Source organism: Sphingomonas sp. Marseille-Q8236, assembly GCF_965112005.1.
Window position 1 is genome coordinate 536160 of the sequence record NZ_CBCOPO010000001.1, and the last position, 13020, is coordinate 549179.

At 66.9% G+C, this 13020-nt stretch carries 12 protein-coding genes; 7 read left to right on the forward strand and 5 right to left on the reverse strand.

Translation table 11 applies throughout. The features are described from left to right. The first annotated feature begins 9 nt into the window (after positions 1 to 9). Genes ACWPWT_RS02505 through ACWPWT_RS02525 form a run of 5 tightly spaced genes read left to right on the forward strand, consistent with a single transcriptional unit; the run spans position 10 to position 2819 of the window. A complete protein-coding gene (locus tag ACWPWT_RS02505) occupies positions 10 to 573 on the forward strand; it encodes a chemotaxis protein CheD (RefSeq protein WP_261270324.1) in 564 nt (187 codons plus the stop codon). 44 nt (positions 574 to 617) lie between these two features. After that, entirely contained in the window at positions 618 to 995 is a 378-nt protein-coding gene (locus ACWPWT_RS02510) for a response regulator (protein ID WP_261270389.1), read from the forward strand. A gap of 17 nt (positions 996 to 1012) precedes the next feature. After that, a complete protein-coding gene (locus tag ACWPWT_RS02515) occupies positions 1013 to 1456 on the forward strand; it encodes a chemotaxis protein CheW (protein ID WP_454278418.1) in 444 nt (147 codons plus the stop codon). 47 nt (positions 1457 to 1503) lie between these two features. Then, positions 1504 to 2517, forward strand: a complete 1014-nt coding sequence (locus tag ACWPWT_RS02520) for a chemotaxis protein CheB (RefSeq protein ID WP_454278419.1) — start codon at positions 1504 to 1506, stop codon at positions 2515 to 2517. Beyond that, positions 2514 to 2819 (forward strand): hypothetical protein, encoded by a 306-nt coding sequence (locus ACWPWT_RS02525; protein ID WP_261270321.1) that lies wholly within the window; start codon positions 2514 to 2516, stop codon positions 2817 to 2819. Before ACWPWT_RS02520 ends, ACWPWT_RS02525 begins: the two co-directional genes overlap by 4 nt. A gap of 6 nt (positions 2820 to 2825) precedes the next feature. Here the strand turns inward: ACWPWT_RS02525 and ACWPWT_RS02530 are convergent, their stop codons facing one another. The 4 genes from ACWPWT_RS02530 to ACWPWT_RS02545 all read right to left on the reverse strand — a co-directional run bounded on the left by ACWPWT_RS02530 (position 2826) and on the right by ACWPWT_RS02545 (position 9823). Next, positions 2826 to 3323 (reverse strand): hypothetical protein, encoded by a 498-nt coding sequence (locus ACWPWT_RS02530; protein ID WP_454278420.1) that lies wholly within the window; start codon positions 3321 to 3323, stop codon positions 2826 to 2828. Between the two features lie 211 nt (positions 3324 to 3534). Continuing rightward, positions 3535 to 6453 (reverse strand): TonB-dependent receptor, encoded by a 2919-nt coding sequence (locus ACWPWT_RS02535; RefSeq protein WP_454278421.1) that lies wholly within the window; start codon positions 6451 to 6453, stop codon positions 3535 to 3537. Positions 6454 to 6648: 195 nt separating this feature from the next. Continuing rightward, entirely contained in the window at positions 6649 to 7461 is an 813-nt protein-coding gene (locus ACWPWT_RS02540) for a ferredoxin--NADP reductase (protein ID WP_454278422.1), read from the reverse strand. Positions 7462 to 7546: 85 nt separating this feature from the next. Then, the gene (locus ACWPWT_RS02545; protein WP_454278423.1) at positions 7547 to 9823 is read right to left on the reverse strand and encodes a TonB-dependent siderophore receptor; all 2277 of its coding nucleotides are present in this window, start codon (positions 9821 to 9823) and stop codon (positions 7547 to 7549) included. A gap of 80 nt (positions 9824 to 9903) precedes the next feature. Between ACWPWT_RS02545 and ACWPWT_RS02550 the strand changes: the two genes are divergently transcribed. Together ACWPWT_RS02550 and ACWPWT_RS02555 are read left to right on the forward strand one after the other, a co-directional pair. Next, the gene (locus ACWPWT_RS02550) at positions 9904 to 10251 is read left to right on the forward strand and encodes a hypothetical protein (protein WP_454278424.1); all 348 of its coding nucleotides are present in this window, start codon (positions 9904 to 9906) and stop codon (positions 10249 to 10251) included. Further along, positions 10248 to 12179: a PepSY domain-containing protein gene (locus tag ACWPWT_RS02555; RefSeq protein WP_454278425.1), complete on the forward strand. Its 1932-nt coding sequence runs from the start codon at positions 10248 to 10250 to the stop codon at positions 12177 to 12179. The genes ACWPWT_RS02550 and ACWPWT_RS02555 overlap by 4 nt, the downstream gene beginning before the upstream one ends. Here the strand turns inward: ACWPWT_RS02555 and ACWPWT_RS02560 are convergent. After that, a complete protein-coding gene (locus ACWPWT_RS02560) occupies positions 12085 to 13020 on the reverse strand; it encodes a glutaminase (RefSeq protein WP_454278426.1) in 936 nt (311 codons plus the stop codon). The two genes, ACWPWT_RS02555 and ACWPWT_RS02560, sit on opposite strands and share 95 nt — an antisense overlap.

Below are 13020 nucleotides of genomic sequence, written 5' to 3' on the forward strand. Positions count from 1 at the left end.
AGCCCCCCAATGCCGCCCATCCCCCGCATGGCGCAGCGCGACGGCCTTCGCCGGATCAATGTGATCCAGGGCGAAACCCGCGTCAGCCAGGAAAAGGATGTCGTGCTGACCACCGTGCTGGGCAGTTGCATCTCGGCCTGCCTCTACGATCCGATCGCGGGCGTGGGCGGGCTCAATCATTTTCTGCTGGCCGAACCGGGCGTCGCGGATACCGATCCTAAATCTATGCAGCGTTATGGTGTCTACGCGATGGAAGTCTTGATCAACGCGATGATGGCCGTGGGAGCGCAACGGCATAGCCTGAAGGCGCGGCTGTTCGGCGGCGCGATGATGCGCGACGGCTTTCGCGACATCGGACAGGCCAATGCGCAATTCGCGCGTCGCTTCCTGGCGGACGAGCGGATCGCGCTGGTCGGCGAGGATGTCGGCGGGATCAGCGCGCGCCGCGTCGAATTCCGTCCCGCGCTCGGCCTCGCTCGGTGCCGCCATGTCACCGACGCGCCCTTGCCGCCACCGCGCATCGCCCGCCCCACCCCTCCGCCCGCTGCGACCGGCGACGTGGAGTTCTTTTGATGACCATCATCCCATTCCCGAATTCGAAGACGAAAGGCCAGTTCGTGTCCCAGACCATCATGACCGTGGATGATTCGCCCAGCATGCGGATGCTTCTGCGTGCCGCGCTGACCGACATGGGCTATCGGGTTCTGGAAGCCGAGGACGGCGTCCATGCGCTCGACACGCTGGACGGCGTGACTCCCGACACCGCGCCCGACTTGGTCATCACCGACATCAACATGCCGCGCATGGACGGTTTCGGCCTGATCGAGGCGCTGCGCCGCCAGCCGGGGCATCGCAACCTGCCGATCCTCGTCCTGACCACCGAAAGCTCGGACGAGAAAAAGGCGCGCGCGCGTGAGGCCGGGGCGACCGGATGGATCGTCAAGCCCTTCAATCCCGAAAAGCTCGCCGCGGCCATTCGTCGCGTGCTGCATTGATCCCGGAGGACAGGACCATGTCGCGTCAGCTCATCACCTTCCAGCTCGGCGACCAGATACTGGGCGTCGACATCATGGCGATCCGCGAAATCCGCGCCTGGTCGCCCGCCACCCCGCTGCCCAACGTGCCCGCCCATGTGCGCGGCGTCGTCAATCTGCGCGGCGTCGTCCTGCCGGTCCTGGACCTGCGGCACCGGCTGGGCTGGGGCATCACCGATCCCAGCGCGCGTCACGTCATCATCGTGGTCCGGATCGGCGACCAGCTTCAGGGCCTGATCGTCGATGCGGTCAACGACATCGTCTCGGTTCCCCCCGAATCGATGCAGCCGCTGCCCGACATGGGCGAGGCGACGGCGGCGCATTTCCTGGAAGGGCTGGCGACCATCGAACAGCGGCTGATCCTGATCCTGGCGCTCGACCGGCTGTCGGACAGCACCCACCTCACCGCCGAGGCGGCGTAACAACTCAAGTGACGTGACGGCGTATCCGTTTTGGAAGGTATTGCGTAATGGCCGACGTAAAGGTTCTGGTTGTCGACGACTCGCTGACGATGCGGGTCCTCATCTCGGGGGCGCTCGAACGCATCAAGGGGGTGGCCGTGGTCGGCGCCGCCGACGGCGCGGCGGAAGCGCGCGCGATGGTCGATCAGTATCGGCCCGAGGTGATGACGCTGGACGTCGAGATGCCGGGCATGAGCGGGCTGGATTATCTGGCGGAGATCATGGAGAATCGGCCGATGCCGGTCATCATGTTCTCGACCCGCACCGCCGCCGGTGCCGCCGAGTCGATCGAGGCGTTGCGGCTGGGCGCTATCGACTGTTTTCCCAAGCCCAAGGTGGCGGTTCAGGCCGAACTCGACGCGATCATCGGCAAGCTGGGCAAGCGGATCAAGTCGGCGCGCAATGCCGATCTGAAGCGGACTAAGGCGGGCGCACTGGGCCATGCCCGAAAGGCGCCCCCCGCCGCCATGAACTGGAACGGCCGTATCCTGGCGATCGGGGCGGACGCCGCCAACACCCAGGCGCTGTTCAACCTTTTCCAGGCCTTCCCCGCCAATTGCCCGCCCACCCTGGTCGTGCAGCAGATGACCGACGGCCTGCTGACCCCGATGGTCGAGCAGTTGCGCGATCAGATCGCCCCGAAGGTGGTCGAGGCGACCGATGGCATGAAGGTGGAACAGGGCACCATCTATTTCGCGCCGCAGGGTGAGACGCATATGGTGGTCGACAGCTGGCCCTCCGGCACGATCCGCCTGCTCGCCCGCGAACCCGTGGCGGGCGAGCGTCCGTCCATCTCGCTGCTCTTCGCCTCGGTCGCTAAGGCGGCGGGCAGCAACGGCCTGGGCGTGCTGGTCGCGCTGGACGATGAGGACGGCTCGGCGGGCCTGCGGGCCATGCTGGCGGGCGGGGCCTATGCCATCGGGCGGAACGGCACCGACTTCACCCTGTCCAAGGGCGCGGTGTCGCAACCGGTGGCGGGCGATGCGATCGCCGCCAATATCCTGAAGCTGTGCAGCAAATGATCCAGGACATGTCCGGCATGGTGTCGGCGGGCGGTGTCGACCGCCCGCTGGCCCATGCTCTGGCCGAGGAGCTGGTCGAACTGACCCGCTCGCTCGCCGACCTCGCCTATGAGCTGGCGAGCGATGCGGACACGCTGCGCCGCCATATGGTGGGCATCCAGTCGGTCGACCGGATCACCCAGGTACAACTGGCGATCGCCGACATATTGCGATCCGATGCGCCGCTGTCCGATCGGATCGACGGCGTCACGCTGGAGACCCTGGCCGACAGCCTGCGCACCCGGATCGCCGACGCGCGCTGACCCGGATCAAATCGTACCGGGCAGAGGCTCGCGCAGCGTCATCCGCTCGATCAGCGGGCGCAGCGACGCCAGCCATTGGCGCACGCCCTCCCGCGTCGACTCGCTCAGGCTGAGCAGCGCCAGACGGCGATCGGTCGGGTGCGGCGCACTTTCGAACATCCCCAGCGAGATCAGCATATTGATCCAGCGGACCGCCGTGGTGCGCGGCACGCCGGACGCCCGGTAGCAGGCGCTGGTTTCGACCGGCCGTCCCGCCTCTTCCTCCAGAAAGACGAACAACAGCATGTCGAACGCCGGATCGGCGAACAGGCTGGCGTCGAAGAACTGACCGACCCCCTCGCGCGCGAAACGGATGACCCGGCCAATATCGGACGGTGCGATCCGCGTCTCATTCTCCTGACGCACCATCGACTCGACCAAGGCCAGTTCATCGCGAGTGCGACGAAGGCGATCGTCAATGCCCGGCAGTCCGGCGTCTACCCCTGTATCGTAGCGGTCATCCATGACCTCCACTCTCCGACCCATATTAAACCCCACCGTCAGAAAGCTTGCGTCCGCACGGCAACTCGATCGGTATTCCGATTCCGCTGCGCCGTCGCAATTCTTCACTGGCCATGATGACGTCGAAATTAGGGTAGGTTAACCAAAAACTTAAGTTTGCGATCCGGAATTCGTCCCGATCCGGAGTAATTTCATGTTCTGCTATTATGCTGCGTCAGAAAAAGAGTTTTCGGATCGATAGCCGGATCGTGCGCCCCAGCGGATCGAGATAACCGGGCTGGTAACCGATCGGCACCGTGCCCGTACCATCGGTGACCCTCTGGCGCTGGTTGAACAGATTGTCGACCGACAGGCTGATCCGCGTCCCACGAACCCAGGGGTGTGCGCGGACCAGGTCCAGCCGCTGGCCCAGATCGGCGAACAGGCGCAGATCGATCGTCGCCAGACTGCCGAAGTTCAGCGCCTGCGGATTGGCGGGGGTGCCGCCATTGACCCGCGTCGCGCTACGCCAATCCCCCGACAGCCGGACACCGACGCCGTTGTTGGAATAGCCCGCCTGCACTTCCAACTGATGGCGCGAGGTGCCACCGCTCGACCCGATCGCATCGCCGCGCAGCAGGTCGAGCACGGGCCCGCCATCCGCCACGGTCACCCGGTCGGCTAAGGTCCAGGTGTGGTAGAGTGCGAACTGCATCCGCCCGCCGCCGCCGCCACGACCGCCGCCAAAGCCGCCGCCGCCGCCCCGGAAACCCCCGCCACCCGGACCACCCGGACCACCCGGACCACCCGGACCACCCGGACCACCCGGGCCGCCGGGGCCGCCGGGGCCGCCGGGGCCGCCGGGGCCGCCGGGGCCGCCGGGGCCGCCGGGGCCGTCCGCTGCCGCACGGGGCGCGCCCTGTCCACCGCCCTGCCCCTCGCCGCGCTGGCTGCCGCCCCGGCCGGGGAAACTCATCCCCGCAAAGGGATTGGGCCCGGTGCCCGCGCGAAACGCCTCCAGTTCCTTCTGGATCTTCGACTTGATCGGCCGCGAGAAGTTGATCCCCCAGCGAAGCTGCGACCGCTCGGTCTGGGCGAAGTTGATCGGGCGCGAATCGACGCGGAGCAGATTGCCCGCCGCGTCGCGCGAGAAGCGATCCGGGAACGCCGCCTCGATCGCCGCGGTCGGCGTGGGGAAGGAGGCGATCGGATCGTCGGTGTTGATCCGATAATAGTTGGCGGTCAGGTTGATGTCCCGCTCACGCCATGGCTTCAGCGTCAGGCCCAGCTTCATGACATGGCGATTGTCCGCGACCAGCGCCGGGTTGCCCCCGGTCACGGCGGTGATCGTCGCGGTCGTCCCGCGCACATAGTCGAACAGGCGGACATTGGGCGTGGTGATCGTCGGATTGCCCAGTTGCTGCGCGGTGGGGGCGTCTTCCTGATCGGTCCAGGAGGCGATGACGCGCACGCCGTCGAGCGGCGACCAATTGGCACCATATCCCACCGTGGTCAGCGTGCCGAAGTCCGACAGGTGATCCGCCCCGACATTGACGTTCAGCGACAGGTCGCCGATCGCGCCGAGAATCTGGCGGTCGCGATTGGCGATGGGCAGGTCCAAATTGACCTGGCCATTGACGATGTCGCGCGACACGTCGCCGGTCTGGATCACCCCGAACCGCGTCGAACGGCTGGAGAAATCGCTGGTCTGTCCGCCCAGCTTGACGCTCGCCTGCACATCGCCCGCCGGAAGCGCGAAGACCCGGCCGTTGAGCAGCGCATCGACTTCGCCCGAGGACGAGGTCGAGCGGGCGAAATTGCGCGCCGCCATCCCCAACCCGTCGAGCGGACCATAGGGATTGGCGGTCGGATCCCCCGCGTTCAACCGCGCCTGCAACCCGGTGACGTCCAGCCCGGTATCGGTCGCGACCCGGCTCTCCGCCCGGTCATAGGCCCCGGTCAACGACCAGCGCCACTTGCCGATGTCACCGTTGAACACCGTGCCCAGATGTGCGGTCAGCCCGGTATTGTTCTGGACCAGCGGACCATAGGCATCGCTCAGGCGGCTGACCGTGGCGGTCGTGGCGAAGGGCGAATAGGGATTGCCCGCGGGCACCACCAGATTGGCCGATGGCAGGCCGTTCCAGCTGTTGCTCTGCGTCGTCTGCACCTCGGCGTTGAACGAGGCGGACACCTTGTCGAAGATGTTGCGCGCATAGACGATATTGGCGTCCCATTGCCGCTGTGCCGATTGCAGCGTGCGATAGGGGGTCACGTCGGTGCTGGTCGCGGGGCTGCCCGCCAGTTGCGCGAGGCTCGGTGCCGCGCTCAACCCACTCGGCAGCCCGACCACGCTGGAGCTGGTGCCGGTCAGCGCGGCGAGGCCGGGGTCGGCGGTGACGATATTGCCGCCCAGCGATGCGTTGGACGAGGGCGCGATGATCCCGCGTTCCGCCTCGGTCAGTCGCGATGTTTCCGAATAATCGGTGTGGATGCTCAGCCGCCGGTCGCGCCGGATCTGCAACTGGTCGAGCCGCAACTGCCCCATGGCGGAACCGCCCTGCGTCGGCACCTTGCCGATCGCCTCGACCGCCAGCGAGCGGAAGCGGGGGCGCAGGACGAAGTTGACCACCTTCTGATCGGCGCGATAGCCATATTTCAGCGCGACTTCCTCGGGCAGGATGTCGACGCGCAGGATCGCCTCGGTCGGTAGGTCGCGGATTTCCTGGAAGCCCGCGATGCGGCGACCGTTGAGCAAAATCACCGGCGATCCGCCGCGCCCGCTGGTCGTCTGCGGCGCGAGTTCGGTCAGCAGGTCGGCGACGCTCGACACGCCATAGCTGCGAATGTCGGCGGGGCTCAGTTGCTGGTCGGGGGGAATGTCGCCGGGCACGCGGCCCGGCTCACGCCGGGCGGTGACGACGACATCGCCCTCCTCGCCCTCTTCCTCATCGGCCTCCGGCTCGGGCTGGGTGCGCGAAGTGGTGGACGGGGTCCCCTGGGGCGCGGCTGCCGCCGTGGCGGACGGGGAGGATGAGGTCGCCGCCTCCGGCGTCTGCGGCGTGGGGGCGGAAGTGGCAGGGGTGGCCGCCACCTGCGCCTGCGCGATCGCCGGCATCGCACTCGCCAGCATCAAACCCGCCCAAAGCCGCATGTCCGTCCCTTTTCCCTATGTTCGGGTTTTGGGCGTTAGGACGCAAATGTCGCACAAATGTGCCGTGCGACGTGCCAAATGTCGCGGATTGGGGATTATGCCTCCGCCGCCATCCCAGTGAAAGCCGGGATGACGGCAAGATAGCGAGTCCGCCCGATCAAGGCCCCAGCCTTCGCTGGGTGGACGGATAAGGGATCAGCCGGCGAAGGCCTTTTCGATCACATAGGCCCCGGGCTGCGCGTTCGAGCCTTCGGGGAAGCCCATGTCCTCGAACTTGGCACCCAGCGACTTGATCATCTCCATGCTGCCGCACATCATGATCCGGTCGGTTTCCGGGTTGAAGCCGTGCGCGCTGGGCAGCCCCGCGAACAACCGGCCATCGTCGATCAGCGCGTCGATGCGCCCCGACGTGTGGAACGGCTCGCGCGTGACGGTCGGAACATAATGGAGCTTCTCCGCCGCGACCTCGCCGACCAGGGGATCGTCGGCCAGCTTGCCCGCCAGTTCGTCGTGGAAGGCCAGGTCGCTGACCCGGCGGACCGAGTGGACGATCACGACCTCGTCGAACATGTCATAAATGTCCGGGTCGCGCGCGACCGACAGGAAGGGCGCCAGGCCCGTGCCGGTCGACAGCATGAACAGCCGCTTGCCGGGCAGCAGCGCGTCGGCGACCAGCGTGCCGGTCGGCTTGCGGCCCAGATAGATCTGGTCGCCGGGCTGCACCTTTTGCAGCTTGCTGGTCAGCGGGCCGTCCTGAACCTTGATCGACAGGAAATCGAGCTTTTCGTCATAAGACGGGCTGGCCACCGAATAGGCGCGCAGCAGCGGCTTGCCGTTGTCGCCCTGCAGCCCGATCATCACGAACTCGCCCGAACGGAAACGGAAGCTGTCGGGGCGGGAGACCGAGAAGGAGAAAAGATGCTCGTTCCAGTGATGGACGCTCTGAACCGTCTCGACGCTCAGCGCCGCGGTCGGGGTCAGTTCGGGCAGGGCAGTATCGGTCGACAACCTCAAAACTCCTTTGCGCCCCGCGCCCGCCAATCGGTCGGCGGGGCGGGCGGATACGTCATGTGCGAATGAATCGGATGCGCCCTTACCAAGAATAGCGCAGGCTGCCTACAAAGGTCCGCGATGCCCCATAATAGCAGCCGTTGTTGAAGAAACAGCTGGTGATGTGGCGTCTGTCGAACAGATTGGCGACATTGGCGGTCAGGCTCAGCCCCTCCATCGCCGGGCTGACCCGGCCGAGGTCATAGCCCAGCATCAGGTCGGCCAGCCAGTAATCGGGCGACTGGAAACGCCGGACCACGGTACGGCCCGCCGCAACGGTGGTCGCGGTCCCGTCCGATTCGCCGACATAGCGCACGCCAGCGCCCAGGCTCAGGCCGCCAAGGGCATTGGCGACACCGGCCTTGCCCAGATCATAGGACAGGAAGCTGGAGGCACTCCATTGCGGCACACCCAGCGGCCGGGTACCGGTAACCCCGCTCAGCTGGTCGCCGGTGCCGACCACGGGTGTGCCCTGCCGGACATAGGGATCGCTATAGGTGGCGGCGACGACCACGTCGAAGCCGGGGGCCACCGTGCCGCGCCCGTCCAGCTCGATCCCGCGCACCGAGACTTCGCCGATCTGAACCTGCGAATTGCTGGGGATGTTGCCCGTGCCCGCGCGCGGATCAGCGACCGGCACATTGCGGCGGCGCAGGTCGAAGGCGGACAGGGTGAACAAAGCGGTCGTGCCGCGTGGCTGGTATTTCAGCCCCGCCTCATATTGGCGGCCCGTGACGGGAATGAAGTTGCTGCCGTCCCAAGTGCTGCCCGCCTGCGGCTCGAAGCTTTCCGAATAGCTGACAAAGGGCGAGAGGCCGATCTTCGTCTCGTACAACGCGCCCAGCCGCGTGGTGAACGCCGTCTGGTTCAGACGGGTGACGGCATTGGTGTTCAGATTCTGCGTCGTCTGATTGTACGTGTCCCAACGCCCGCTGGCGATCAGTTGCAGCCCGCCGATCGCGATCTGGTCCTGAAGATAGACGCCCACCTGATCGCGCTTGGTGTAATTGTGCGTCTGGGTGATCGGGAAGCTGGGCAACGGCACGCCATAGACCGGCGCGAACAGGCTGAGATTGGGGATGTTGAACACCGGGTTCGCGTTCGTGCCGGTGAAGAAGGCCTGATAGTTCTCGCCGCGATTATGCTGCCAGTCGATGCCGCCCAGGATGGTGTGGCGGATCGGACCGGTGCCCAGCTTGCCGACCAGGTGATTGTCGACGGTGAAGGTCTGGAACGCCTCGTCCGATCCGCCGCCGCCGCGCTGCAGGGTGGAGAGGTCGCTGTTGGCATTGGCGCCGGTGCCACGCGTGACGAACCCCGACCCGTAAATCTGCCGATAATGCAGCCCGATCGCCAGATAGCGCGCGCTGCTCGTCCAGCTCAGCCGGTCGGTCAGGTCGTGGCGGAACAACAGGGTCGCCGACTTTTGCGTCCGGTCGAATGCTTCGTAGGACGGCTCGGACGTGTTGAAATCGACCGGCAGCACCCCGAACGGATTGGGCAGCGCCGATCCATAGGCGGGCACCCCGCTATAGGATCCCGATTCGGGGTCGCGCTGATAATTGAGGATCAACGTGACGCTGGTGGCCTTGTCGGGCGCGAAGGTCAGCATCGGTCGCGCATAATAGCGCCGGTTGGCGGTCGCCCGGATGAAGCCGTCCGATTCCTCCGCGCCGGCGATCATCCGGAACAGCCAGCGATTGTCGGCGTCGAGCGGCTGGTTCACGTCGATGCTGGAGCGTAGCAGCGCGTAATTGCCGGCGGCGAGCTCGATCCGCCCGCCCGACCCGGCATAGGGCAGCTTGCTGGTCAGGTTGATCAACCCGCCCGGCGTGCCCGAGCCATAGGTGACGCCCGCCGGCCCCTTCACGACATCGACCGTCTCGACCAGATGAAAATCGACCTGCGGGATGGCATAGACCCCGCCCAACAACCGCATCCCGTCCATGAACACGCCGGGCGAAAAACCGCGCAGGTATAGCTGGTCGTACCGGGTCGCGACATTGCCGCGCTGGTTGGGGGCGACACCCGCGACATAGCCCAGCGCCTGATTGATCGACAACGCGTTGCGCCGGGTCAGTTCCGCCTGGTCGATGACCGTGATGCTCTGCGGCGTGGCGATCAGGGGAATGTCGGTCTTGGTGCCGGAGGCCGCGCCCTTCTTCTCGCGCTCGCCTTCGACCACGATCTCCTCATTGCGCAACCGCTGCTGATCGTCATTCTCGATCCCGTCGCGGGGCGAGGCGAAGGCCGGAACGGCAGCCCCCAACATCCCCCCGGTGGCGCAAGCCGCCAACAGCGCTCCGCTCAGCCTGCGCATAAATTTCATTCCCTGCTATTGATAGTGACTCTCAAACTCTGCTAGGACCGTGTCCAAGGATTGACAAGGGGAAAGCGCGGGTGGCGTCACGCCAAGCCATGGACGACAAGGCCGGAGGGTCCTCGTACGCCGCCGCCACGGGGTGGCGCGGCGGATTCGCGATGGCGTGGCGCTGGTTCACCGCGATCGTCGGCGGCTATGGCTTCGCGGTCGCCGCCGCGATGCTGACCGCGCGGCTCCTGCCCGCCCCCGATGTCCTGACGCGGGTCGAGGTGACGGGCTGGCCGATGCTGCTGTCCTTCCTGGTCTATGTCGGGATCGGGCTTTGGGCGCTGCATGAGATTCGGTTGCGGCGCGTCAGCGCGGTGATCTGGGGCGGCGCACTGGCGATGGCGGCGCTGATCTGGTGGCTGGGCGTGCGGGCATGAGCGAAGCGACGATGAACGGCCAGCGCGGCTGGCGGCAGACCATGGCCTGGGCGCATGGCTGGCTGGGCCTGATCGCCGGGTGGATATTGTTCACCATGTTCCTGACCGGCACCTCGGCCTATTTCCGGCCCGAGATCACCCAATGGATGCAGCCCGAAATCCGCGCCTCGGCCGCTTCGCCCGAACAGGCGACCCAATCGGCGGTGCGGTATCTGCAGCGGATCGGATCGAACGATCTGCAATGGTATATCTATCTGCCCGATGGCCGGACCACCGCCACCCGCGTCTTTCGCATCCCCGCCAAGCCCGAGGGCAAGCGGCGCGGTGGTGAACTCGACCTCGATCCCGTCAGCGGCGCCCCCCTGACCGCGCGCGAAACGCGCGGGGGCGAGCATTTCTATCGCTTCCATTTCCAGCTTCAACTGCCGTATCCCTGGGGCCGCTGGCTGGCCGGACTGTGCGCGATGGCAATGCTGGGGGCGATCATCTCGGGCGTCATCACGCACAAGCGCATCTTCGCCGACTTCTTCACGCTGCGCTGGAACAAGGGGCAGCGCAGCTGGCTGGATGCGCACAACGTCACCGCGGTGCTCGGCCTGCCCTATCATGCGATGATCACCTATACGGGGCTCATCACTCTGGTCACCATGTACATGCCGTGGCCGGTGCTGATGAACTATGCCAAGCCCGCGCAGTTCATGCAGGTGGCCTATGGCACCCCGGAGGATGTCGTCGCCACCGGCGTTCGGGCCCCGATGGTGGAGATCGCGCCGCTGATGCGCGATGCCGAGCGGCGGCTGGGCGGCCCGGCAACGCGCGTCATCGTGGAAAATCCCGGCGACAGCGCCGCGCGCGTGACCATCGCCCAGGCAGGACGCGGCGCGATCAGCGCGCGGACGCCGACCGTCACCTATGACGGGGCGACCGGTCGTTTCGTCGCCCAGACCGGCCAGCTCAGCTCGGCGATCGGGACCGCGGGTGTGCTGCTGGGCCTGCATCTGGCGACCTTTGCCGGCCCCGCCCTGCGCTGGGCCTATTTCGTCATGGGGCTGACCGGGGCGGCGATGGTCGGTACCGGCCTGCTGCTCTGGACCGCCAAGCGGCGCAAGCCCGGTGCCGCGCCGTTTTTCGGGCTCACCTTGGCCGAACGGATCAACATCGCGACCATCGCGGCCTTTCCCAGCGGCATGGCGGCCTATCTGCTCGCCAACCGGCTGACCCCCGCCGGGATGGAGGGCCGCGCCGATATGGAAGTGTCGGCGATGTTCTGGACCTGGGGCCTGTTGGCGGTGGCACAGTGCGGCCTGCCCGCGCGCCGGGCCTGGACGGTTCTATTCGTGGTCGCCGCCGCGCTGTGGACCGCCATCCCGCTCGTCAACGCGCTGACCACCGCGCGCTGGCTGCTCCCCTCTCTGCTCGATGGCGACCGGGTCTTCCTCGCCTTCGATCTGGCGACGCTGCTCATCGGGGTCGGCTTCGCCGTCGCCGCCCGGGTCAGTGCCCGCCCCGCCCCCGAGCCCCCACGCGGTCCCGCCGCTTTTCGGAGCCTGCCCATGCTTGATACCATCGCTGTGTGCTTTGTCGGCTTCTGGCTGCTCGCCGCCGGTTCCTATCGCCATGCCCGCGACGCCGGGACGATGCACGATGCCCGGCTGCGTGGCGGACTGAAGCTGCTGGGCGTGGCGGTGCTGTTGCTGGCGCTGTCGGGATGCGGGACGGGCATTACCGGCGAGCGGATCGTGCGGTTGCTGGGCGCGGCGTCGATCGCGGGGATCGCGCTGAACCTGCTGCTGTCGGTGCGTGCGGGGGCCGCCTTCGCCCCGCTTCGCGCCGTCAACCGGCTTGTGGGTCGAACACGGACCAGCCAGTCCGCTGCACCAGCCGTTCGAGCGCCAGCGTACCAAGCTGCGAATTCCCGCGCGCGTTAAGGCCGGGGGACCAGACGGCGATCGAGGCCCGGCCGGGCACGATCGCCAGGATGCCGCCGCCCACCCCCGATTTCCCCGGCAGGCCGACGCGGAAAGCGAACTCGCCCGACCCGTCATAATGGCCGCAACTCATCATCAGCGCGCTGATGCGCCGCGCGCGCTGCGGTGACACCACCGAGCGCCCCGTCCCCGGATTGACCCCGCGCGCCATCAGGTAACGGCCCGCCAGCGCCAGTTGCCGACAGCTCATCGCCAGCGCGCAGAAGTGGAAATAGACGCCCAGCACCCGGTCGACGGGGTGATGGAGATTGCCGAAGGCGTGCATGTAATGCGCCAGCGCCTGGTTGCGGTGTCCCGTCTCCATCTCGGCCTGCGCCACGGCGGCATCGATGACGATATCGTCCTCCCCCGCCAGGGCGCGGACGAAGCGCAACATCTCCCCGATCGCCTCGCGCGGTTCATAGCCGCCGAGCAGCACGTCGGCGACCACGATCGCCCCCGCATTGATGAAGGGATTGCGCGGGATGCCGCTTTCCGTCTCCAGTTGCACGATCGAGTTGAATGCCGTGCCCGACGGCTCGCGCCCGACCCGCCGCCATAACTGGTCGCCGACCGCGCCCAGCGCCAGGGTCAGCGCGAAGACCTTCGAAATGCTCTGGATCGAGAAGCTTTCCTCGGCATCGCCCGCCAGATGGCACTGGCCGTCCGCCTCGACGATCGCGATGCCGAATCGGTGCGGATCGATCCCCGCCAGCGCCGGGATATAATCGGCGGGTTTGCCCCGATCGGGAGCCTCGGCCATTTCGGCGGCGATGTCGGCAACGATGGCGGACAGATCCAT

Excerpts from the sequence above, each read along its gene's own strand:
- ACWPWT_RS02535 (WP_454278421.1), bottom strand. The coding sequence starts at position 6,453 with ATGCGGCTTTGGGCGGGTTTGATGCTGGCGAGTGCGATGCCGGCGATC.
- ACWPWT_RS02515 (WP_454278418.1), top strand. The coding sequence starts at position 1,013 with ATGTCGCGTCAGCTCATCACCTTCCAGCTCGGCGACCAGATACTGGGC.
- ACWPWT_RS02560 (WP_454278426.1), bottom strand. The coding sequence starts at position 13,020 with ATGGATCTGTCCGCCATCGTTGCCGACATCGCCGCCGAAATGGCCGAG.
- ACWPWT_RS02505 (WP_261270324.1), top strand. The coding sequence starts at position 10 with ATGCCGCCCATCCCCCGCATGGCGCAGCGCGACGGCCTTCGCCGGATC.
- ACWPWT_RS02520 (WP_454278419.1), top strand. The coding sequence starts at position 1,504 with ATGGCCGACGTAAAGGTTCTGGTTGTCGACGACTCGCTGACGATGCGG.
- ACWPWT_RS02525 (WP_261270321.1), top strand. The coding sequence starts at position 2,514 with ATGATCCAGGACATGTCCGGCATGGTGTCGGCGGGCGGTGTCGACCGC.
- ACWPWT_RS02545 (WP_454278423.1), bottom strand. The coding sequence starts at position 9,823 with ATGCGCAGGCTGAGCGGAGCGCTGTTGGCGGCTTGCGCCACCGGGGGG.
- ACWPWT_RS02555 (WP_454278425.1), top strand. The coding sequence starts at position 10,248 with ATGAGCGAAGCGACGATGAACGGCCAGCGCGGCTGGCGGCAGACCATG.
- ACWPWT_RS02530 (WP_454278420.1), bottom strand. The coding sequence starts at position 3,323 with ATGGATGACCGCTACGATACAGGGGTAGACGCCGGACTGCCGGGCATT.